Origin of the sequence: Bradyrhizobium sp. 138 (assembly GCF_023074075.1) — a bacterium.
Taxonomy (GTDB): domain Bacteria; phylum Pseudomonadota; class Alphaproteobacteria; order Rhizobiales; family Xanthobacteraceae; genus Bradyrhizobium.
Window position 1 is genome coordinate 102,137 of sequence record NZ_JADPKT010000055.1, and the last position, 19,298, is coordinate 121,434.

Annotated in this window: 19 protein-coding genes; 11 read left to right on the forward strand and 8 right to left on the reverse strand. The window is 65.8% G+C overall.

Features of this window, described 5'->3' with window-relative positions; all coding sequences use genetic code 11:
• Positions 1–99 precede the first annotated feature (99 nt).
• Positions 100–189, reverse strand: a complete 90-nt coding sequence (locus IVA79_RS19425; protein WP_247555590.1) for a K(+)-transporting ATPase subunit F — start codon at positions 187–189, stop codon at positions 100–102.
• A gap of 443 nt (positions 190–632) precedes the next feature.
• Here IVA79_RS19425 and IVA79_RS19430 point away from each other — a divergent pair, with 443 nt between their 5' ends.
• The 5 genes from IVA79_RS19430 (at position 633) to IVA79_RS19445 (ending at position 4,090) form a co-directional block, all read left to right on the forward strand.
• Positions 633–1,100 (forward strand): hypothetical protein, encoded by a 468-nt coding sequence (locus IVA79_RS19430; RefSeq protein WP_247555593.1) that lies wholly within the window; start codon positions 633–635, stop codon positions 1,098–1,100.
• Between the two features lie 22 nt (positions 1,101–1,122).
• Positions 1,123–1,314, forward strand: a complete 192-nt coding sequence (locus IVA79_RS19435; protein ID WP_247555594.1) for a hypothetical protein — start codon at positions 1,123–1,125, stop codon at positions 1,312–1,314.
• 103 nt (positions 1,315–1,417) lie between these two features.
• The gene (locus IVA79_RS36820; protein ID WP_256465640.1) at positions 1,418–1,546 is read left to right on the forward strand and encodes a hypothetical protein; all 129 of its coding nucleotides are present in this window, start codon (positions 1,418–1,420) and stop codon (positions 1,544–1,546) included.
• Positions 1,547–1,846: 300 nt separating this feature from the next.
• A complete protein-coding gene (gene upp / locus IVA79_RS19440; RefSeq protein ID WP_247555596.1) occupies positions 1,847–2,482 on the forward strand; it encodes a uracil phosphoribosyltransferase in 636 nt (211 codons plus the stop codon).
• Between the two features lie 33 nt (positions 2,483–2,515).
• Positions 2,516–4,090, forward strand: coding sequence for an AMP-binding protein (locus tag IVA79_RS19445; RefSeq protein ID WP_247555598.1), 1,575 nt, complete (start codon positions 2,516–2,518; stop codon positions 4,088–4,090).
• A gap of 20 nt (positions 4,091–4,110) precedes the next feature.
• Here the strand turns inward: IVA79_RS19445 and IVA79_RS19450 are convergent, their stop codons facing one another.
• Complete coding sequence (locus tag IVA79_RS19450; protein WP_247555755.1) at positions 4,111–5,277, reverse strand: acyl-CoA dehydrogenase family protein; 1,167 nt, start codon at positions 5,275–5,277, stop codon at positions 4,111–4,113.
• A 182-nt stretch (positions 5,278–5,459) separates the two neighbouring features.
• On the opposite strand from IVA79_RS19450, the gene IVA79_RS19455 reads away from it, so the two are divergent.
• Both IVA79_RS19455 and IVA79_RS19460 read left to right on the forward strand, forming a co-directional pair.
• Positions 5,460–5,963: a MaoC family dehydratase gene (locus IVA79_RS19455; protein WP_346658198.1), complete on the forward strand. Its 504-nt coding sequence runs from the start codon at positions 5,460–5,462 to the stop codon at positions 5,961–5,963.
• Positions 5,963–6,814 carry a CoA ester lyase gene (locus IVA79_RS19460; protein WP_247555602.1) on the forward strand — a complete coding sequence of 284 codons (852 nt, stop codon included), beginning with the start codon at positions 5,963–5,965 and terminating at the stop codon, positions 6,812–6,814. Before IVA79_RS19455 ends, IVA79_RS19460 begins: the two co-directional genes overlap by 1 nt.
• Positions 6,815–6,862: 48 nt before the next feature.
• Here IVA79_RS19460 and IVA79_RS19465 read toward each other — a convergent pair whose 3' ends face one another.
• Entirely contained in the window at positions 6,863–7,258 is a 396-nt protein-coding gene (locus tag IVA79_RS19465) for a hypothetical protein (RefSeq protein ID WP_247555604.1), read from the reverse strand.
• A 308-nt stretch (positions 7,259–7,566) separates the two neighbouring features.
• Here IVA79_RS19465 and IVA79_RS19470 point away from each other — a divergent pair, with 308 nt between their 5' ends.
• Positions 7,567–9,042: a hypothetical protein gene (locus IVA79_RS19470; RefSeq protein WP_247555606.1), complete on the forward strand. Its 1,476-nt coding sequence runs from the start codon at positions 7,567–7,569 to the stop codon at positions 9,040–9,042.
• A gap of 5 nt (positions 9,043–9,047) precedes the next feature.
• On the opposite strand, the gene IVA79_RS19475 is transcribed toward IVA79_RS19470, so the two are convergent.
• Positions 9,048–10,346, reverse strand: a complete 1,299-nt coding sequence (locus IVA79_RS19475) for an MFS transporter (RefSeq protein WP_247555608.1) — start codon at positions 10,344–10,346, stop codon at positions 9,048–9,050.
• A 380-nt stretch (positions 10,347–10,726) separates the two neighbouring features.
• Between IVA79_RS19475 and IVA79_RS19480 the strand changes: the two genes are divergently transcribed.
• The 3 genes from IVA79_RS19480 to IVA79_RS19490 are packed head-to-tail and all read left to right on the forward strand — an operon-like array spanning position 10,727 to position 14,491.
• Complete coding sequence (locus IVA79_RS19480; protein ID WP_247555610.1) at positions 10,727–11,941, forward strand: ABC transporter substrate-binding protein; 1,215 nt, start codon at positions 10,727–10,729, stop codon at positions 11,939–11,941.
• 6 nt (positions 11,942–11,947) lie between these two features.
• On the forward strand, positions 11,948–13,681 hold the full coding sequence (locus IVA79_RS19485; RefSeq protein WP_247555612.1) for an FAD-dependent oxidoreductase: 1,734 nt from the start codon (positions 11,948–11,950) through the stop codon (positions 13,679–13,681).
• Between the two features lie 15 nt (positions 13,682–13,696).
• On the forward strand, positions 13,697–14,491 hold the full coding sequence (locus tag IVA79_RS19490; RefSeq protein WP_247555614.1) for an IclR family transcriptional regulator: 795 nt from the start codon (positions 13,697–13,699) through the stop codon (positions 14,489–14,491).
• Between the two features lie 6 nt (positions 14,492–14,497).
• Here the strand turns inward: IVA79_RS19490 and IVA79_RS19495 are convergent, their stop codons facing one another.
• Genes IVA79_RS19495 through IVA79_RS19510 form a run of 4 tightly spaced genes read right to left on the reverse strand, consistent with a single transcriptional unit; the run spans position 14,498 to position 19,001 of the window.
• Positions 14,498–15,277, reverse strand: coding sequence for an SDR family oxidoreductase (locus tag IVA79_RS19495; protein ID WP_247555616.1), 780 nt, complete (start codon positions 15,275–15,277; stop codon positions 14,498–14,500).
• A gap of 39 nt (positions 15,278–15,316) precedes the next feature.
• The gene (locus IVA79_RS19500; protein ID WP_247555618.1) at positions 15,317–16,060 is read right to left on the reverse strand and encodes an aspartate/glutamate racemase family protein; all 744 of its coding nucleotides are present in this window, start codon (positions 16,058–16,060) and stop codon (positions 15,317–15,319) included.
• Positions 16,061–16,069: 9 nt separating this feature from the next.
• Entirely contained in the window at positions 16,070–17,335 is a 1,266-nt protein-coding gene (locus IVA79_RS19505; RefSeq protein WP_247555619.1) for an FAD-binding oxidoreductase, read from the reverse strand.
• A 4-nt stretch (positions 17,336–17,339) separates the two neighbouring features.
• A complete protein-coding gene (locus IVA79_RS19510) occupies positions 17,340–19,001 on the reverse strand; it encodes a thiamine pyrophosphate-binding protein (protein ID WP_247555621.1) in 1,662 nt (553 codons plus the stop codon).
• Between the last annotated feature and the right edge of the window lie 297 nt (positions 19,002–19,298).

A 19,298-nucleotide genomic window follows, 5' to 3' on the forward strand; every position in this document is an offset into this window, starting at 1 on the left:
CAAGCTTGGTGCCCGGCGCAGCAGCGGCAGCAGCACCGTCAGCAGGCCGGCGACGAGCACGGCGTCCGCCAGCAGCAATTCGAGAAGCAGCAGCACGGGTCAGAACCGCTCGGGCCGCAGCAGCGCGTAGGTGAGATAAATCAGGAGGCCGAACGAGACGGCGCCGGCGAGCGCATAATCAAAAAGCATCGTCCGCCCCCTCACAGCCGTTCGCAGGCATAGGTGTAGCCGATCGCGAGCGCAAAGAAGCCAAAGCCCAGCGCCAGCATCAGAATGTCCATCATCGGATTGCTCCTCGTTGCGTCCCGAGGTCCGGCGCAACTTTCTCTCGGTGACCCCGCGGGCTCGCGCAGGACATGGAACGCATGTCCACGGATGACAGCAGGGACTATTTTGACCGTGCTGAAATGCCAGCGTGGGCATAGGTTTTCGAGATGAGGCCTAAGGCGACGTTATAGGAATCTCATAAAGGCGCGGGTGGCGCTCGCCTGGAATGGCGCACCACCTCCCCTCACACACACTTATGAAATCCCTATATCTCTCGTCCGATCCCCCTCTCGTTTTCAAATGCCTTTGGGGCCCATCCTGGCAATGCCGGCCGACTGACCGACGCCATTTCCAGGAGGCCTGACATGACCGCCATTCTCCGACGCCTCGACCCGCCGTGCCTCAGCCAGCAGCTGCGCGCGGCTCCGGCGATGACACGCCCGTTGATGTCGGACGTGATCGACAAGGCCTGCCGGCGGGTCGCCTCGTTCGGCCAAAGCGAGCGCACCATACGCCTCACGCGCCTGATCGACGCGGAGGCCTGGACCGACGCGGCCTTGGCGCTGCTGGAGCTCGAGCTGCCGATGTGGCAGGTCCGCCGCATCGCCTATGACGAGGGCGAGTGGCATTGCGCGCTGTCGCGCGAGCGCGAGTTGCCGGACTGGCTGGACACCGCGGTCGAGGCGCGCCACGCCGACCTCGCGCTCGCCTTGCTGTCGGCGTTCGTCGAGGTCCGCGCGCTCACCGCGGAAGCGTCGCGGCCGAGCGTTCCCTCGGTTCGCCCGGCGCTGGAGCCGATCTACGAGCCACTCGCCTGCGACAATTTCAGCTAGCCCCCGATAGAAGGACCCGAACATGCCGGTGCTGACACATCGCCTTGAACCACCGCTGTACCAGATTGAACGTCAGCCTCGGCTGCCGAAAGTGCACAGGGCCCAGCTCACGCGGCTCGCGCTTCAGGTGCTGACCGTGTTCTCGATGGGCAGCGTGCTCACCGCTCTGATCGCGCTGAGAACCGCCATCCATGTCTGGCATCTCCCCGCCTGAGGTAACGACATGATCGAGCTCAAGATCGCCATCCTGGTCGCATTGATGGGTGCATTGCTGCTCGGCATGCGCTTCACCGCGAACCCGGCGTCGGACCGTTAGCATGTCGCTCCTCAAGGGAAATCTCGAGCACGTGGTCACCGTGACCATCCTGACCATGACGCTGAGCCTGATCTGGGGCGCGATCCTGACCCTCGTGATCACGCTTCTCGCACGCGGGCTCGGCGTCTAGCTCCTCGCCAGCGATGCCGCTGGGAGCCTCGAAATGGGTCCGCGCCGGGCGCCCTGGCGGAGACCATCGCCGCAATACGCGCCATCCACAAGCCGTCGCATGCCACCGCGAAGAAGCGCCTGCGCCAGCCCACGATGGACGCGATGCGTGCGGCGATCGACCGTGAATTGACCATGGCTGCCTATGCGGCGAGCAACCGGGCCCGCAGCGCGGTGGCAATGCCCGGCTGACGTCACCTGTCCCTCCGGAAACGACGCGGCCGATCTGGCGCAATTCCAGGGAACCGTGTAGATCGGTTTCATGAGCAGCAGCAACGTCAACGTCGTCGCCCACCCCCTGGTCCAGCACAAGCTCTCGCTGATGCGGGAGAAGGACCGCTCGACCAAGAGCTTTCGCGAGATCCTGAACGAGATCGGGATGCTGCTCTGCTACGAGGTGACGCGCGACCTGCCGCTGGAGCTGGTCGAGATCGAGACGCCGATCGCGCCGATGCAGGCGCCCAAGATCGCTGGCAAGAAGCTCACGCTGGCGCCGATCCTGCGCGCCGGCGTCGGCTTCCTCGACGGCATGCTGGCGCTGATGCCCTCGGCGCGCATCGCCCATATCGGGCTCTACCGCGACCCCGAGACGTTGCAGGCCGTGGAATATTACTTCAAGGCGCCGCAGGACCTGTCCGACCGCACCGTGATCCTGATGGACCCGATGCTGGCGACCGGCAACTCGGCCTGCGCCGGCGCCTCCCTGCTCAAGGCCCGCGGCGCTCGCGACATCCGCTTCGTCTGCCTGCTGGCGGCGCCCGAGGGCATCGCCCGGTTCCAGAGCGAGCATCCCGACGTGCCGGTCTGGACCGCCGCGATCGACGAGCGGCTTAACGATCACGGCTACATCGTGCCGGGCCTGGGCGATGCCGGCGACCGGATGTTCGGCACCAAGTAGACAGGTTTGCGCGATCGGGTTACTGCGGCTGCCATGAGTGCCAACGCGTCATCGCTGCAATCGCTGATCCGGGCCGAAGCCGCTGCCGACCCCGCCTTCGTCTTCGACGGCACGCCTGTCTCACGCGCGCAATTTTCGAACAAGGTCGAGCAGACCGCCGCCTGGCTTGCGGCGCAAGGCATCATCAAGGGCGATGTCGTCGCGGTCTGGCTGGTCAACCGGATCGAGTGGCTCGCGCTGCTGTTCGCCGCCGCCCGCCTCGGCGCGATCGTGGCGGCCGTCAATACGCGCTATCGCAGCGCGGACGTCGCGCATCTGCTTCGCTTGTCCGGCGCGAGGCTGATGGTGGTCGAAGCCGCCTTCCGCTCGATCGATTTTGCCGCGATCCTCGCCGATCTCGCCGAGGACGAGGTGCCCGCGCTGCAGAAGCTCGCCGTGATCGGCGCGGATGCGATTCCGGCACACTGGCCCTGCGTGCGCTTCGACGCCTTCGACAGGTCTTATCCCCCCGCCCGGCCGGCTCAGGACGACGTCGACCTGCCGGTGCTGCTCTACACGACATCGGGCACCACCAAGGGGCCGAAGCTCGTCGCGCATTCGCAGCGCACGCTGGCCACGCATGCCGCGTCCGTCGCCAAGGCACTCCAGCTTGATCCGCAGCGTCATTCGCTGCTGGCCATGCTGCCGTTCTGCGGCACCTTTGGCATGACCAGCCTGCTCGGCTTCGTCGCGGCGGGCGCGACCATCCACGTGCTCGATGCCTTCGAGGCGGCACCGGCGCTGAAGATCCTCAGCACGCACGCGATCACGCACGCCTTCGGCTCCGACGAGATGTTCCGCCGCATCCTCGCCCTCACCGATGCACCGCGTCCGTTCCCGCATCTCGAAGTCTGCGGCTTCGCCGCGTTCCAGCCCGGCTGGCGCGAACTTGCCGCGGCGGCCGAGGCGCGCGGCCTGCCGCTGTTCGGCCTGTACGGTTCGAGCGAGTTGCAGGCGCTGTTCTCGATCGGACGCCCCGCCGATGCCTTCGCCGATCGCATCGAGGGCGGCGGCCGGCCAATGTCGCCTGACGCAAAAGTGCGCGTGCGCGACACCGAAACCGGCGAGCTTGCGGCCGAAGGCGTTTCCGGCGAGATCGAGATCAGCGCGCCGTCACGCTTCCTCGGCTATTTCAACAATCCCGAGGCGACGCGCGATGCATTCACCGCCGACGGGTTCTTCCGCACCGGCGACATCGGCCGGCTGCGCGGCGACGGTTCCTTCGTCTACGAGACCCGCGCCGGCGATGCCATGCGGCTCGGCGGCTTCCTGGTCGCGCCCGGCGAGATCGAGGACGAACTCAAATCTTGTGCCGGTGTCGCTGACGCCCAGGTGGTCGCAATCGACTTGAAGGGCCAGGCGCGCTGCGTCGCGTTCGTGATCCCGGCACAGCAGCCGCCGATGCCGGAGACACTGATCGCGCACCTGCGCGGCCGGCTCGCCGGCTACAAGGTGCCGGCGCGGATCTATGTGGTGGATGCCTTTCCGGTCACCGACAGCGCCAACGGCGTGAAGATCCAGCGTGCCCGGCTCCGCGCCATGGCGATGGAGCGGATCGCTGCTGAATAGCAGCGCACCGCAAGAGTCGTTCAGTACGACTTGGCGAGCCCCAGCACTTTCTCTGCAATAAAACTCAGCGCAAGCTGCGGGCTGACCGGCGCGATGCGCGGGATCAGCACCTCGCGCAAGTAACGCTCGACGTGGAATTCCTTGGCATAACCGAAGCCGCCATGGGTCATCACGGCCTGCTCACAGGCCGAGAAACCTGCCTCGCCCGCAAGATATTTCGCGGCATTGGCTGCGGCGCCGCACGGCATGCCCTTGTCGTATTGCCATGCCGCCGACATCACCATCAGCCAGGCGGCCTCGAGCTCGACCCAGTTCACCGCGAGCGGATGCTGGATGCCCTGGTTCTTGCCGATCGGACGGTTGAACACCACGCGCGTCTTGGCGTATTCGGTCGCTCGCGATAGCGCCAGCTTGCCGAGGCCGACCGCCTCCGCCGCGATCAGGATGCGCTCCGGGTTCATGCCTTCGAGGATGTACTGGAAGCCTTTGCCCTCCTCGCCGATCCGGTCCTCCATCGGAATCTCAAAATCCTCGAAGAACAGCTCGTTGGAATCGACGATCTTGCGGCCCATCTTCTCGATCTCGTGGACCTTGATCCTGGTGCGGTCGAAATCGGTATAGAACAGGCTGAGGCCGTGGGTCGGCGAACGCACCTCTTCGAGCGGCGTGGTGCGCGCCAGCAGCAGGATCTTGTGCGCGACCTGCGCGGTCGAGATCCACACCTTCTGGCCGTTGACGATGTAGCGATCGTTCTTGGCGACCGCGCGGGTCTTGAGTTGCGTGGTGTTGAGGCCCGTGTTGGGCTCGGTGACGGCGAAGCACGCCTTCTCGCGGCCCTCGACCATCGGCGGCAGCATGCGCTTGCGCTGCTCCTCGGTGCCGAACACCACGACCGGGTTGAGACCGAACACGTTGATGTGCACCGCGGACGCACCGGACATGCCGGCCCCCGATTCCGCGATGGTACGCATCATGATCGCAGCTTCCGTGATGCCGAGCCCCGAGCCGCCATATTCTTCCGGCACGCAGATGCCGAGCCAGCCGGCGTCGGCCAGCGCCTTATGAAAGTCGTGCGGGAAGCCGCCGTCGTGGTCCTTCTTCAGCCAATAGGCATCCGGAAAACCTTCGCAGACCTTGGCGATGGCGTCGCGAATGGCTTCCTGCTGATCGGTGAGCGCGAAATCCATGTTCGTGATCTCCTTGCCGGGAGCCGCGACCACGCCATCTCCCTCCTCGCCCTGTTTCCCACGCGAAGGCCGTGGCCGATTGCTGCCCCTGGACGTGCGCCTCGCTTTGCGTTCTTTAACTTGAAAAACCGGGTACAGATACGTGAATTTGTCGATCGAGTGTGTGTACCATGCATGGGGTCATGCGGCGTGTCGCGACGAGCGCGCCGTTATTTCGCAGGGAGGAAACCGCGATGGCCGGGCTTTATTTCGAAGACTTTTCGGTAGGCCAGGAGTTCAGGCATCCGCTGACCCGGACCGTCACGGAGATGGACAACACCATGTTCAGCCTGCTGACGCTCAATCCGCAGCCGCTGCACATCGACGCGCATTTCGCCGAAAAGACCGAGTTCGGCCAGCGCATTTTCAACAGCCTTTACACCCTCGGCATCATGATCGGCATGACGGTCTATGATACGACCCTGGGGACCACCGTCGCCAATCTCGGCATGACCGACGTCACTTTTCCGAAGCCGGTCTTCCATGGCGACACGCTGCGGGCGACGACAAAGGTGCTTTCGTTGAGAGACTCCAAATCGCGCCCGAAAGCGGGCATCGTCGAGTTCGAGCACCATGCCCTCAACCAGAACGACGAGATCGTCGGCAAATGCCGCCGCATGGCGATGATGCACAAGAGGCCGGTCTGATGCGTTCGATGCTGTTCGTGCCGGGCGATTCCCCGCGCAAATTCGAGAAGGCGAGCGAAGGCAAGGCCGACGCGCTGATCATCGATCTCGAGGATTCCGTCGTCACCGAGAAGAAGCCGGAGGCGCGCACCCTGACGCTTGCGATGCTGAAGAGCCGCCCCGGCGCGCACCAGCTCTATGTCCGCGTCAACGCGCTCGACACCGGCATGACGCTGGCCGATCTCGCGGCGGTGATGCCCGGAAGGCCCGACGGCATCGTGCTGCCAAAATCGCAAGGCGGCGACGACGTGCGCCAGGTTGCGACCTGGCTCGAAGCGCTGGAAGCTGCATCCGGCATCGCGGGCGGCGCGACGCGCATCGTCTGCGTTGCGACAGAGACGGCAAGCTCGATCTTCGGCCTCGGCAGCTACAAAGGATGCTCTCCTCGCCTCGCCGGCTTGATGTGGGGCGCGGAAGATCTCTCGGCCTCGCTCGGCGCCACCGAGAAGGCGTCCGGCGGCGTGTTCCACAGTCCCTATCGTCTCGCGCGCGATCTCTGCCTGATGGCAGCGGCCGCGGCCGAGGTCGCGCCGATCGACACCGTCTATACCGACATCGACAATCTCGCGGGCCTCGCGCAGGAGACGCGCGCCGCGCGCCGCGACGGCTTTTCCGCCAAGGCGCTGATCCATCCCAAGCATGTCGATGTCGTCAATGCGGCGTTCGAGCCGACGGAGGCCGAACGCACCTGGGCGGAGAAGGTGATCGCCGCGTTCGCGAGCAATCCCGATTCCGGCACGCTGCGGCTCGACGGCCAGATGATCGACAAGCCGCATCTTCGCGCCGCGAAGAAGATCCTCGGCCAATCCTAGATCGGGATGCCCGGTTGCGGCTGAAGGCGGCGGCCTGAAGCCGAGGGCTCAGTCGAATGCCTGAACGGGCGGCGTCGCGGCTTGCGCGGGTGCGGCAGGCGCCGCTTGGACGGGCGCGGCCTGAACCGGCGGCGGATTGCCGGCAGCTCTCATCTGGCCGTTGGCATTCATTGCCTCGCGCGCGCGCGGTGGGACGCGGGTAGCGGCCGCGCGGCGCGGCGGCTGCCGCTGTCTTGCCGACTGCGACCCTCTCATCCCCCAGGAGCGGGCGATCGAAGGTCCGGCCGTATAGCCGATCAGGGCTCCGGCGACCGCCCCGACCGGGCCCAGCACGACCGCGCCGGATACCGCGCCGAGCGCCGCATCGCCCGCGCGCTCCTGCGCAACGGCGCTCACGGGCACGCAGGCCAGCATTGCGACAGCAGTGATCAGTGCTTTGGTCATCGGAGCGCCTCCCTCACGGGAGATCACTCCTGCTCAAATATGGCCACAGCAGGTTCGCTTGCCGGCCAACAGAAGGCAATCGGCCGGCGGAACTCAGCCATAAGCGACAATGGATTCCCTCTCCCCGCGAGCGTCAGTGCGGTCGTACACGACTTTTCGGCAACACCTCACCCCGCGCCTCGTCCTTCGAGACGACCGCTTCCAGCGGTCGCGACCGCGGCAGTTGCGAGCGGATCGATATCGCAGCGCATCATACCGATCGCGCGCTAGGATCGGTGCTCCGACAAGGCCGCGCCAGGGCGAGTACCATGCAGACATTCAGGCGAATTGGCCTCGCGCTGATCATCAGCGTGACGTCGCTCGGGACCGGCAATGGCGCAGACATCATCGCGCCTGCGCACATGAAAGCAGCCGGCACGATCGATGCGCGATTCCAATCCTACAATGTCGAGATGGTCGAGGTGACTGGCGGCCGGTTCTGGAAGCCCTACGCGCAGAAGGGCATGCGTCGCGATCGCTACGCCTATCGGCCGCCGGTGGATCTCGCCAATCCGCGCCTGCGCAAGCTCGCCGCGGCGCTCGGACCCGCCTACATGCGCGTCAGCGGCACCTGGGCGAATGCGACGTTTTTCGCCGACACTGATGGTGCTGCGTCCGCGCCGCCCGCCGGCTTCAACAGCGTGCTCACCCGCGCGCAATGGCGCGGCGTCGTCGATTTTGCCCACGCGGTCGATGCAGAGATCGTGACGTCCTTTGCCGTCAGTCCCGGCAACCGCAGCCCGGACGGCGCGTGGACGCCGGACCAGACGCAGCGCCTCATTGACGCCACGCGCCAGCTGGGTGGCCGCATCGCCGCCGCCGAATTCATGAACGAGCCGACCCTGGCGGCGACCAATGGCCCCCCGACGGGATATGACGCAAAGGCCTATGGGCGCGACTTCAATATCTTTCGCGACTGGATACGGCGAGCGGCACCGGAGACGCTCATCGTCGGTCCAGGCTCCGCAGGCGAGTCCAGCGGCATTCGCACGCGCGATCTGCTCGCCGCGACGGGGCCCGGGCTCGATCGCGTCTCCTATCATCACTACAACACGCTCTCAGCTCGCTGCGGCGTGCACGACGATCCACGACAAGTGCTGTCCGAAGATTGGCTGTCGCGGACCGACGCCGCGCTGACCATCTATCGCGGCTTGCGCGACGCATTCGAGCCAGGCAAGCCGATCTGGCTGACGGAGACGGCGAATGCCGCCTGCGGCGGCAATGTGTGGGATGCGACCTTCCTCGACACGTTCCGCTATCTCGATCAGCTCGGCCGTCTTGCCAAGGCTGGCGTGCAGGTCGTCATGCACAACACGCTGGCGGCCAGCGACTATGGCTTGCTCGACGAAAGGACCTTTCGTCCTCGGCCGAGTTACTGGGGCGCCCTGCTCTGGCGCCGGTTGATGGGATCGACCGTGCTCGACCCGGGCATGGTCTCGACAACCGGTCTCCATGTCTATGCGCATTGCCATGCCGCGGCGAACGGCGCGGTCTCCGTGCTCCTCATCAACACCTCGCGGCACCAGCCGCGTTCCGCGACGCTGGCTGTCTCGGCCGAGAGCTACACACTTCAAGCGGATCATCTGCAGGACACCAATGTGCAGATGAACGGCAAAAGGCTCTCGCTGACGGACGACGACGACCTGCCCCACTTCGACGCGCGCACGATGGCGCAGGGTCAGGTCCACCTGCCGCCAGCGAGCATGACCTTCCTGGTGATGCCCGACGCCGCCGCCTGCCGTTGAGCTGGTCAGAATTTGAGATCGTCGCGCGCCGTCTCCGGCGCCATCAGCGTCGCACTGATCGTGATGATCGAGAGCGCGATGATGTAGACCGACACCGCCCAGTAGGAACCGGCCCATGCCAGCAGCGCCGCGGCGATCAGCGGCGAGAAGCCGCCGCTCAGCGCTGCGGCGACATTGGCGCCGAGCGAGGCTCCGCTATAGCGCACCTGGGTGCGGAACAGCTCCGGCATGAAGGCAGCCTTCGGTCCGAACAGCAGGGCGTGCGTCAGCGTCATCGTGACGACGAGCGCCAGCGTGATCAGCGCCGGCTCCCTGGTGTCGAGGAACCAGAACAGCGGAAACGCCAGCGCCACCGAGAACACGCCGCCGGCAAGATAGAGCGCCTTGCGGCCGAAGATGTCGGACAGCCAGCCGGCGAGCGGCAGCGTCGCGAACTCGACGAGGGCGGCATAGACCACCGCATCCAGAATCACCTGCCGCGGCAGGCCCAGTCTTGTCGTGGCGTAAACCACCGTGAAGACGGTGAGAAGATAGGCGAGCCCGACCTCCGACACCGTGATGCCGATCGCCAGCAGAAAGCTGCGCCAGTCGCGGCGCAGCACTTCCAGCACTGGCTGGGCCAGCACCTCCTTGCGATCGACCACCTCCTTGAAGTGCGGCGTCTCCGCGAGCTTGAGCCGCACGATGAAGCCGACGCCGACGAGCAGGAAGCTGATCAGGAATGGCACCCGCCAGCCCCAGCTGAGGAAATCGGCTTCTGGCAGCTTGGTCATCAGGCCGAAAATGCCGGTGGAGGCGGCAACGCCGACGGGAAAGCCGATCTGCACCAGGCTGCCATAGAAGCCGCGGCGATTGCCGGCATGCTCGATCACCATGACGACCGCGCCGCTCCATTCGCCCCCTAAGCCGATGCCCTGGACGAAGCGCAGCATAACGAGCAGGATCGGGGCCCAGACGCCGATCTGGCTGTAGGTCGGCAGGCAGCCGATCAGGAAGGTGCCGAGCCCCATCGCGATCATGGTTGCGACCAGCATGGTCTTGCGGCCGAGCCGGTCGCCGTAATGCCCAATGATGGCGCCGCCGATCGGCCGCGCCACGAAACCGACCGCATAGGTCGAGAATGCCGCGAGCGTGCCGACGAAGGGATCGAAGCTCGGAAAGAACAGCTTGTTGAAGACCAGCGCCGCCGCCGTGCCGTAAATCAGGAAATCGTACCACTCGATCGCGGTGCCGAGCGCGCTCGCCCATACCACATGCGCCGTCGTCGATTTTTCCGCCGCGGAGACTTCCGTTACTGTCGTCATTCCCTGCCCCAAGATTCCCGCTTGCATCATGACCAATCGCCACGGCGGTTGCAACCTGCGGGCGTGTCGACTCTCACAGGATCACTGCGCGAGGTTTTGCGCGCCGCTGCTTCAATGTCCGTCATTGCGAGGAGCCTTGCGACTACGCAATCCAGACTGTCTCCACAGAAACAGTCTGGATTGCTTCCGCCCTCGCCAAGACTTCGGCGGACGAGTCGCTTCGTTCGCAATGACGACGCCGAGACAGCTGCTCCTCCCCGCCCTTGAGGAACCTGGCTCCGCCCTTTAATTCGCCATTGACAAAATAATTAGCTAATATCTAACTTGCCGCCAACCAACCCGCCGCCCCAAGCGGCCAATAAAATAGAGAGGAAACAACGATGAGAGGGCTTCTGGCCTGCGCCATGCTCGCGGCCATGACTTCAGCAGCCACGACCACAGCCGCGACCGCGCAAGTCTCCGACGACGCTGTGCGGATCGGCGTGCTGACGGATCTGTCGAGCTGGGGCCGTGACAACTCAGGGCCGGGCTCGGTCGAAGCCGCGAAGATGGCGGTTGAGGAATTCGGGCCGACCGTGCTCGGCAAGCCCATCGAGATCATCAGCGCCGACCACCAGATGAAGACCGACGTCGGCGTGCAGATCGTCCGCGGCTGGTTCGACAACGGCAAGGTCGACGCCGTGGTCGACATTCCCAATTCCGGCATCGCGATCGCGGTCCACAACATGGTGCGTGAGCGCGGCAAGATCGCGCTGCTGTCCGGCCCCGGCGCGAGCTCGCTGACGGACGAGCTGTGCAGCCCGAACACCGTGCACTTCACCTATGACACCTACGCGCTGTCGAAAGTGACGGCCTCCGCCGTCATCAAGGAAAGCGGCAAGTCCTGGTACTTCATCACGGCGGACTACGCCTTCGGCCAGCAGCTCGAGAAGGACGCCACCCGGTTCATCAACGAGATGGGCGGAAAGGTCTTGGGCGGCGTCAAGCACCCGACCAACACCGCGGACTTCTCCTCCTTCGCGCTGCAGGCGCAGAGCTCTAAATCCGACGTGGTCGCCTTCGCCAATGCCGGGCAGGACACCGACAACGCCATCAAGCAGTCCGGCGAGTTCGGCCTGGTCCAGGGCGGCCAGAAGCTGGTCGGCCTGTTGATGTTCGACACCGACGTGCACGCGATTGGCCTGAAGGCCGCGCAGGGCACCTACATGACCACGGCCTCCTATTGGGCCATGGACGAGGCCACCCGCGCCTGGTCGAAGAAGTTCTACGAGCGCACCAAGGTGATGCCGACCATGATCCAGACCGGCGTCTATGGCTCGGTGCTGCATTATCTCAAGGCGATCAAGGCCGCCGGGACCGACGATTCCGCCAAGGTAATGGCCAAGATGCGCGAGCTGCCGATCGAGGATACATTCGTCCATGGCGGACGCTTGCGCGAGGACGGACGTGTCATCCGCGACATGTATCTCGCCAAGGTAAAAACGCCCGAGCAGTCCAAGGAGCCATGGGACTATCTGGACATCGTCAAGACCGTGAAGGGCGAGGACGCCTTCCGCCCGGTCTCCGAGTCCAAATGCCCGCTCTTGAAGAAGTGAGGCCAGATGACCGGCAACGAGCATAGCGCAATTGAGACTTACGAGTGCGACGTGCTCGTGGCCGGGTCGGGTTGCTCCGGCATGTCCGCCGCGATCACCGCGCGCCACCGCGGCCTCGACGTCCTGATCGTCGAGAAGGAGCCGCGCTTCGGCGGCACCACCGCCCGCTCCGGCGGCTGGCTCTGGATCCCCGGCACATCGCTGGCGAAAGCCTACGGCATCGAGGAGACACCGGAGCAGGCCCGCATTTATCTGCGGCACGAAGCCGGCAACAATTACGACGCCGCGCGTGTCGATGCGTTTCTCTCGGCTGGCCCCGAGGCGGTCGATTTCTTCACGAACAAGACGGCGCTGCGCTTCGACATGCCGCTGGTCTTCCCTGACTATCACGCCGAGGCCCCCGGCGGCGCACAGGGCGGCCGCTCCATGGTGACGCGCCCGTTCGACGGCCGCGAGCTCGGCGACCTCGTCAAGTCCCTCGGCATGCCGCTGCCCGAGCTCACCGTGTTCGGCATGATGCTCGGAAGCGGCAAGGAGATCATCCATTTCATGCGGGTGACGAAGTCGCTGACCTCTGCGGTCTATGTCGCGAGGCGCCTGTCCCGGCACCTGATGGACGTGCTGCGCTATGGCCGCGGCATGACGCTCACCAACGGCAACGCGCTGGCCGGGCGGCTCGCCAAATCCGCGCTCGACCTGAAGATTCCGATGTGGCTGTCCGCGCCGGTGCGCGAGCTGACGGTCGAGAACGGCGCGGTGACAGGCGCGATCGTTGTGCGCGAGGGACGCGAGGTCCGCGTCCGCGCAAGGCAAGGCGTCGTGCTCGCTTGCGGCGGCTTCCCGCACGATGTCGAGCGGCGCAAAAAAATGTTTCCGCATGCGCCGACCGGCAACGAGCATTTCTCGCCGGGCCCGACCGGCAATACCGGCGACGGATTGCGTCTTGCGGAGCGCGCCGGCGGGCATGTCGAGGATCGCCTGCCGAACGCGGCGGCCTGGGTCCCGGTGTCGCTGACGACGCGCAAGGACGGCTCCAAGGGCGTGATGCCGCATTTCATCGACCGCGCCAAGCCCGGCGTGATCGCGGTGATGCGCGACGGCAGGCGCTTCGCCAATGAGGGCAATTCCTATCACGACTTCGTCCAGGCCATGGTCAAGGTATCGAAACCCGGCGAGGAGATCGCGGCCTATCTCGTCTGCGATCACAAGACGCTGCGCAAATACGGCCTCGGCTGTGTGCCGCCGTTCCCGATGCCGCTGGGTCATCACTTGCAGACTGGTTATCTCATGCGTGGCGACACGCTCGAGGCGCTGGCGGCGAAGGCCGGCATCGATGCCAAGGCCTTCGCCGAGACCGTCAGGCAGTTCAATGCGACCGCGCCGCTTGGGCACGACGCCGCCTTCGGCAAGGGCTCGAAGGCCTATAACCGCTATCAGGGCGACGCGCTGCACGGCCCCAACCCCTGCGTTGCGCCGATCGAGAACGGACCGTTCTACGCGATCAAGATGGTGGTCGGCGATCTCGGCACCTATGCCGGCATCGTCACCGACGAGAATGCCCGGGCGCTCGACGCCGAGGGCCGCGTGATTCCCGGGCTCTATGCCGCCGGCAACGACATGGCGAGCATCATGGGTGGCAATTACCCCGGCGCCGGCATCACGCTTGGGCCGGCGCTGACCTTCGGCTACATTGCCGGACGACACCTTGCCGACAGCGCCGCCAGGCGCGACGCGGCGTAGCGCGATCGGAGGCGCATGAAGAGGGAAAGCCGCGGCATCCAGTCGATCGAGGTCGGCGGAGAACTGCTTCGCGCGCTCGCAAGAAGCGGCGAGCCGATGATGCTGCGCGATCTCGCGCGCGAGGCCGGCATGACGCCGGCCAAGGCGCATCCTTATCTCGCCAGCTTCTCCCGCATCGGACTGATCGAGCAGGACGAGACCACCGGCCGCTACGAGATCGGCGCGCTTGCGCTGGAGCTCGGCCTGATCAGCCTGCGCCGGCTCTCCGGCGTGCGCATCGCCAGGCCGAAGATCGCCGCACTCGCCAGCCAGATCGGACATGCGGTCTCGCTCGCGGTCTGGGGCACGCACGGGCCGACCGTGGTGCAGCTCGAGGAGCCGGCCCAGCCGGTCCACATCGTCATGCGCGCCGGCTCTGTGATGGCGCTGCTGGAGACCGCCACCGGCCGCGCCTTTGCGGCTTTCCTGCCGGAGAAGACGATCAATGCCGCGCTTGAAAGCGGCCTCGATCGTCACGGCGTCGGCTACAATCCGAAGCGCGCCGTGAAGGGCGCCAAGGTCACGGAGATGCTGACCGAGGTTCGCAAGCACGGCCTCGCCCGCGCGCTCGGCGATCCCCTGCCCGGCGTCAACGCGTTCTCGGCGCCCGTATTCGATCATTCCGGTCACGTCGCGCTGGTCATCACCGCGATGGGGCCCGAAGGCACGTTCGATGCGCGCTGGGACAGCCCGATCGCGCACGCGCTGCGCGACTGCGCCGGCAGCATCTCGAAGCGGCTGGGGTACGGGATGACGGTCGCTGCGGAGTGATGGCCGCTACTTCTCCTTCACCGGCACCGTGTAGTTCAGGATCAGCCTTCCGCCATCGGGATAGATCGTCTGTCCCGTGATGTAGGACGCATCATCACTCGCCAGGAACGCCACGACGGACGCCACCTCGCTCGGCTCGCCGCCGCGCCCCGCGGGCGTCCGCGACATCACTGTCTTGCGGGCGTCTTCGGAGGTGTAGATCGACGACGCCACCATGTCGGTGAGGATCGTGCCCGGCCCGACCGCGACGACGCGGATGTTGTGCGGGGCGAGCGCGACGGCGGCAACTGACGTCAGCTGCTTCATGCCGCCCTTGGACATCGCGTAGGTCGCAAGCGCCGGGATCGCCAGCAGCGCATTCACCGAGGACATGTTGATGATGACGCCGCCGCCCCCTTGCGCGATCATCTGCCTCGCCGCCGACTGCACGCCGAAGAACGCGCCTTTGAGATTGATGCCGATGATCTCGTCGAATTCCCCTTCGGTGATGTCGAGGATGTCCCGGTTGCGGGCGACGCCGGCATTGTTGACCATGATGTCGAGCCGGCCGAATTCCTTCACGGCGGTGGCGACGAGCTGATCCACGTCCGCGCGCCTGGCGACATTGCCGACGACAGTGCGCAAGGCATCGGGACGACCGAGTTCGGCAGCGGTCGCCGCTAGCCCATCGGCATCGACATCCGAAATCACGACCTTGACGCCGTCGTCCAAAAATCTCTTCGCGCAGGCCTTGCCGATGCCGCGCGCTGCGCCGGTGATGGCGGCGACCTTGCCGGATAGTTTCATGGGCTCACTCCAGGACTTGTGACGATCTCTTGGACGTGTTCACGCAAAGACGCGCGGGCGTAGTCCAGTATGAAACCAGGTGATCATGGAATAGATGTCGTAGACCGGCAACCCGACTTCGGCCTGAAGCGCTGCCGCATAGGGCGGCATGTTGGTGCATTCGAGCACGATGGCGCCGACGTCGGGGTTTTTGGCGACCAGTTCCTTGCCGGCCTCGACCACGTCGCGCTCGGCCTGCGCGATGTCCATGTCGTCCTTCTCGGCCTTGATCAGCACGCGGAAGAACTCCTTGCCGTTCTCGGTGCCGACCATTGGGGTGTCGAGCGGCACGCCGGCGCCTTCGAGATGGGCCGGCGTCAAGGTCGAGCCCGACACCGTGACGAGGCCGACACGCTTACCCGGCGGCAGCGTCGCCTGCACCCACGGCACCTGCATCAGCGACGAGGTCGCAACGGGAACGCCGACGGCGGCCGCGATCTCCTTCTGGAACAGCGAGAGAAAGCCGCAATTGGTGGTGATGGCCTCGGCGCCCAGCCGCACCAGATCCTTCGCCGCATCGATGAAATCAGGCAGCAGACCGGCCGCACCCTTCAGCACCACTTTCTCCGGCGATGCCCCGCTCACCACGCGATAGAGCACCGGGAACGGCCAGGTCGTGCCGTTGCCCATGTCGCCGGGAATGCGGGGGAAGCGCGCTTCCAGCATCAAAATGCCGAGCGGCGCGCCATAGATGGCCTTGCCGCCACGGGCGATACGCGAGGATGAATGGGCTGAAGCGGTCATGGTGCGATCTCAGAGGAAACGATCGGGGGCGAAGGGCGCAAGCGGAATCTCGGGCGTCTTGCCGCTGACGAGTTGGGCGACGAGCCGGCCGGTGCGGGCCGAACCGACCAGGCCGACATGGCCATGCCCGAAAGCATACACGACATCGCGCGAAGCGCGCGCATAGCCGATGCAGGGACGTCCGTCGGGCATGCTCGGCCGATGCCCGAACCAGGTTTTGATGCGCGACGTCGGGATGTCCTTTGGCAGTTTGGGGAACATGCTGACGAGGTGATTGCGCAGGATCTCCGCGCGCTTCCAGTTCGGGGCGGCCTCGAGGCCGGCGATCTCGACGGTGCCGGCGGCGCGCAGGCCCTTGTTGGTCCAGTTCACCACCATCTTGGCATCCGACGCCATCATCGAGCTGCGCGGCCCCGATTCCGGGTTCTCGATCATGACGTGATAGCCGCGCTCGGTCTCCAGCGGCAGGGGATCGCCGATCGAGGCCGTGAGCTGCTTCGAGCGCGCGCCGGCGGCAATCACCGCGGCATCGCAGGCGATCTCGCCGGTCTCGGTGAGAACTGCCACGAGCTTATCGCCGTTGAGCCTCAAGCCGGTCGCCTTGGCCCGCACGTGCTTGGCACCGCTGGCGATCGCATGATTGGCGAGGGCTGCGACATAAGCGCCGGGATCGCGGCAGCGGCCGGCCCCTTCCACCACCACGCCGAAGGTGTAGCGCGGATGCAGATCAGGCTCGCGCTGACGCATCTCGTCGGCGGAGAGCTCCAGCCATTCGACGCCGACCTTCTTGCGCAGGCGCCAGCCGAGATCGTTGTCGAAATTGCCGCGTGAGGTGAAGACATGCATCACGCCGTTGCGCTCGATCAGTTCGGGGACGCCCGCCTCTTCCGCCAGCTTCCTGTGCAGCAGCGGCGCGTCCTTCAGCAGATCGCGCAACGCGAACGCCGTCGTCTCGACCCGCGCCTCGGTCCAGCCCGAGAGCAGGTACTTGATCAGCCACGGCAGCGCCTTCGGCAAATACGACCAGCGGATCGCGAGCGGGCCGAGCGGATCCATCAGATAGCCCGGCACCTTCTTCCAGATGCCCGGCTCGGCCGGCGGGATCACCGAATGCGACGACAGCCAGCCGGCATTGCCATAGCTCGCCGCCTGTTCGCCGCCGGGCTCGCCCGGATCGATCAGCGTGACGCGATGGCCCTCGCGCAGCGCCTCGATAGCGCTGATCACCCCGACCGCGCCGGCACCGATGATGGCGACGTGGCGGCCGGTCGCCATCGCTTTACGCCTTCACCGCGGGCGCAAAATCCTTGCCGACCGAGATTGCTCTGGGATCGATGATGCAGTGGAGGATCGACGGCTTGCCGGAGGCCAGCGCACGCTCGAACGCCGGCGCGAATTCCTCGGTACGCTCGACGCGCTCGCCATGGCCGCCGAACGCCTTCGCGTACATCGCAAAATCCGGGTTCTTGAGCTGGGTGCCGACGACGCGGCCGGGATAGTCGCGCTCCTGATGCATGCGGATGGTGCCATATTGCGAATTGTCGACGATGATGACGACCAGCGGCGCATCATATTGCACGGCCGTCGCGAACTCCTGACCGTTCATCAGGAAGCAGCCGTCACCGGCAAAGGCGACGACGGTACGATCCGGATATTGCCGCTTCGCCAGCACCGCCGCCGGCACGCCATAACCCATCGAGCCCGAGGTCGGCGCGAGCTGGGCGGCAAAGCTGTGGAAGCGGTGATGGCGATGGATCCAGCCGGCGTAATTGCCGGCGCCGTTGCAGAGGATGGCGTCCTTGGGCAGGCGGTCCCGCAACCAGGTCATGACCTGGCCGTATTGGAACGTGCCCGGCAGCTCGCGCGCCTTCTCGGTCCAGGCGAGGTAATCGGCATGCGCCTTGGCGGCTTCGCCCTTCCAGGCCACCGCGCCTGAAGGCTTCAGCGTCTCGACCGCCGCGGCGAACGCAGCCGGTGTCGCCTGGATCGCGAGGTCAGGCTGATAGACGCGGCCGAGCTCCTCGGAGCCCGGATGCACGTGAATCAGCTTCTGCTTCGGATTGGGAATGTCGAGCAGCGTGTAGGACGAGGACGGCATTTCCGACATGCGGCCGCCGATCAGAAGAACGACGTCGGCATTGTCGATGCGCGCCTTCAGGCCCGGGCTCGGCCCGATGCCGAGATCACCGGCATAGTGCGAATGATCGGCATCGATCAGCGAGGCGCGGCGGAACGAGGTCGTGACCGGCAGGTCGTACCGCTCGGCAAAGCGCGCGATGCTCCTGGTCGCCTCTTCGGTCCAGCGCGAGCCACCGAGGATGACCAGCGGTGCCTTGGCGCTCGCCAGCATCGCACCGACACGCTCGATATCCGATGGTGCGGGCCAGCTCACCGCCGGCTCGATGCGCATGGCGTCGGCAACGGCCGCGGTCTCGGTCAGTATGTTCTCCGGCAGCGAGATCACCACGGGACCGGGGCGGCCCTGCATGGCGACGCGGAAGGCGCGCGCCACCAGCTCCGGAATCCGATCGGGACGATCGATCTCGACCGCCCATTTCACCATGGTGCCGAACACCGCCTTGTAGTCGAGCTCCTGGAACGCCTCGCGCTCGCGCATGCCGGTGTCGACCTGGCCGACGAACAGGATCATCGGCGTCGAATCCTGCATCGCGATGTGGACGCCGTGGCTGGCATTGGTGGCGCCGGGGCCGCGGGTGACGAAGCAGATTCCGGGCCGCCCGGTGAGCTTGCCATAAGCCTCCGCCATCATCGCCGCGCCGCCCTCGGCGCGGCAGATCATGACGTCGATCGGGCTGTCATGCAGCGCATCGAGCGCGGCCAGATAGCTCTCGCCCGGCACGCAGGTGACGCGCTCGACGCCTTGCGCGACGAGCTGATCGATCAGGATCTGGCCCCCGGTGCGGGTGTTGCGGATGGTCATGTCGGCTCCCTCAGGGCTTTGGCGATGCGCTACTATTCGGGACCTGCGTAAGACAGCCTAATGGAGCGCGCAAGGTCGAAAGCCCCCCATAGCCTGCACAGGCGTCATGCCGATCCCTGCCGTTTGCACGACCGCCGGCTCGCACGGCACGCGGCAGGATGGGCCCCGGCTCTGCAGCGCATCGTCGAAGGGTCGCTGCGCTGCGTCCGGGCACGAGACCTCTGTTCAATAGACACAGTACCGTAGGGTGGGCAAAGGCGCACAGCGCCGTGCCCACCAAAATTCAATCGCGACACG

What these genes read in the sequence shown, in the direction of transcription:
- IVA79_RS19425 (WP_247555590.1), bottom strand. Translation starts at nt 189, where the DNA reads ATGCTTTTTGATTATGCGCTCGCCGGCGCCGTCTCGTTCGGCCTCCTG.
- IVA79_RS19430 (WP_247555593.1), top strand. Translation starts at nt 633, where the DNA reads ATGACCGCCATTCTCCGACGCCTCGACCCGCCGTGCCTCAGCCAGCAG.
- IVA79_RS19435 (WP_247555594.1), top strand. Translation starts at nt 1,123, where the DNA reads ATGCCGGTGCTGACACATCGCCTTGAACCACCGCTGTACCAGATTGAA.
- IVA79_RS36820 (WP_256465640.1), top strand. Translation starts at nt 1,418, where the DNA reads ATGTCGCTCCTCAAGGGAAATCTCGAGCACGTGGTCACCGTGACCATC.
- upp (WP_247555596.1), top strand. Translation starts at nt 1,847, where the DNA reads ATGAGCAGCAGCAACGTCAACGTCGTCGCCCACCCCCTGGTCCAGCAC.
- IVA79_RS19445 (WP_247555598.1), top strand. Translation starts at nt 2,516, where the DNA reads ATGAGTGCCAACGCGTCATCGCTGCAATCGCTGATCCGGGCCGAAGCC.
- IVA79_RS19450 (WP_247555755.1), bottom strand. Translation starts at nt 5,277, where the DNA reads ATGGATTTCGCGCTCACCGATCAGCAGGAAGCCATTCGCGACGCCATC.
- IVA79_RS19455 (WP_346658198.1), top strand. Translation starts at nt 5,460, where the DNA reads ATGCGGCGTGTCGCGACGAGCGCGCCGTTATTTCGCAGGGAGGAAACC.
- IVA79_RS19460 (WP_247555602.1), top strand. Translation starts at nt 5,963, where the DNA reads ATGCGTTCGATGCTGTTCGTGCCGGGCGATTCCCCGCGCAAATTCGAG.
- IVA79_RS19465 (WP_247555604.1), bottom strand. Translation starts at nt 7,258, where the DNA reads ATGACCAAAGCACTGATCACTGCTGTCGCAATGCTGGCCTGCGTGCCC.
- IVA79_RS19470 (WP_247555606.1), top strand. Translation starts at nt 7,567, where the DNA reads ATGCAGACATTCAGGCGAATTGGCCTCGCGCTGATCATCAGCGTGACG.
- IVA79_RS19475 (WP_247555608.1), bottom strand. Translation starts at nt 10,346, where the DNA reads ATGACGACAGTAACGGAAGTCTCCGCGGCGGAAAAATCGACGACGGCG.
- IVA79_RS19480 (WP_247555610.1), top strand. Translation starts at nt 10,727, where the DNA reads ATGAGAGGGCTTCTGGCCTGCGCCATGCTCGCGGCCATGACTTCAGCA.
- IVA79_RS19485 (WP_247555612.1), top strand. Translation starts at nt 11,948, where the DNA reads ATGACCGGCAACGAGCATAGCGCAATTGAGACTTACGAGTGCGACGTG.
- IVA79_RS19490 (WP_247555614.1), top strand. Translation starts at nt 13,697, where the DNA reads ATGAAGAGGGAAAGCCGCGGCATCCAGTCGATCGAGGTCGGCGGAGAA.
- IVA79_RS19495 (WP_247555616.1), bottom strand. Translation starts at nt 15,277, where the DNA reads ATGAAACTATCCGGCAAGGTCGCCGCCATCACCGGCGCAGCGCGCGGC.
- IVA79_RS19500 (WP_247555618.1), bottom strand. Translation starts at nt 16,060, where the DNA reads ATGACCGCTTCAGCCCATTCATCCTCGCGTATCGCCCGTGGCGGCAAG.
- IVA79_RS19505 (WP_247555619.1), bottom strand. Translation starts at nt 17,335, where the DNA reads ATGGCGACCGGCCGCCACGTCGCCATCATCGGTGCCGGCGCGGTCGGG.
- IVA79_RS19510 (WP_247555621.1), bottom strand. Translation starts at nt 19,001, where the DNA reads ATGACCATCCGCAACACCCGCACCGGGGGCCAGATCCTGATCGATCAG.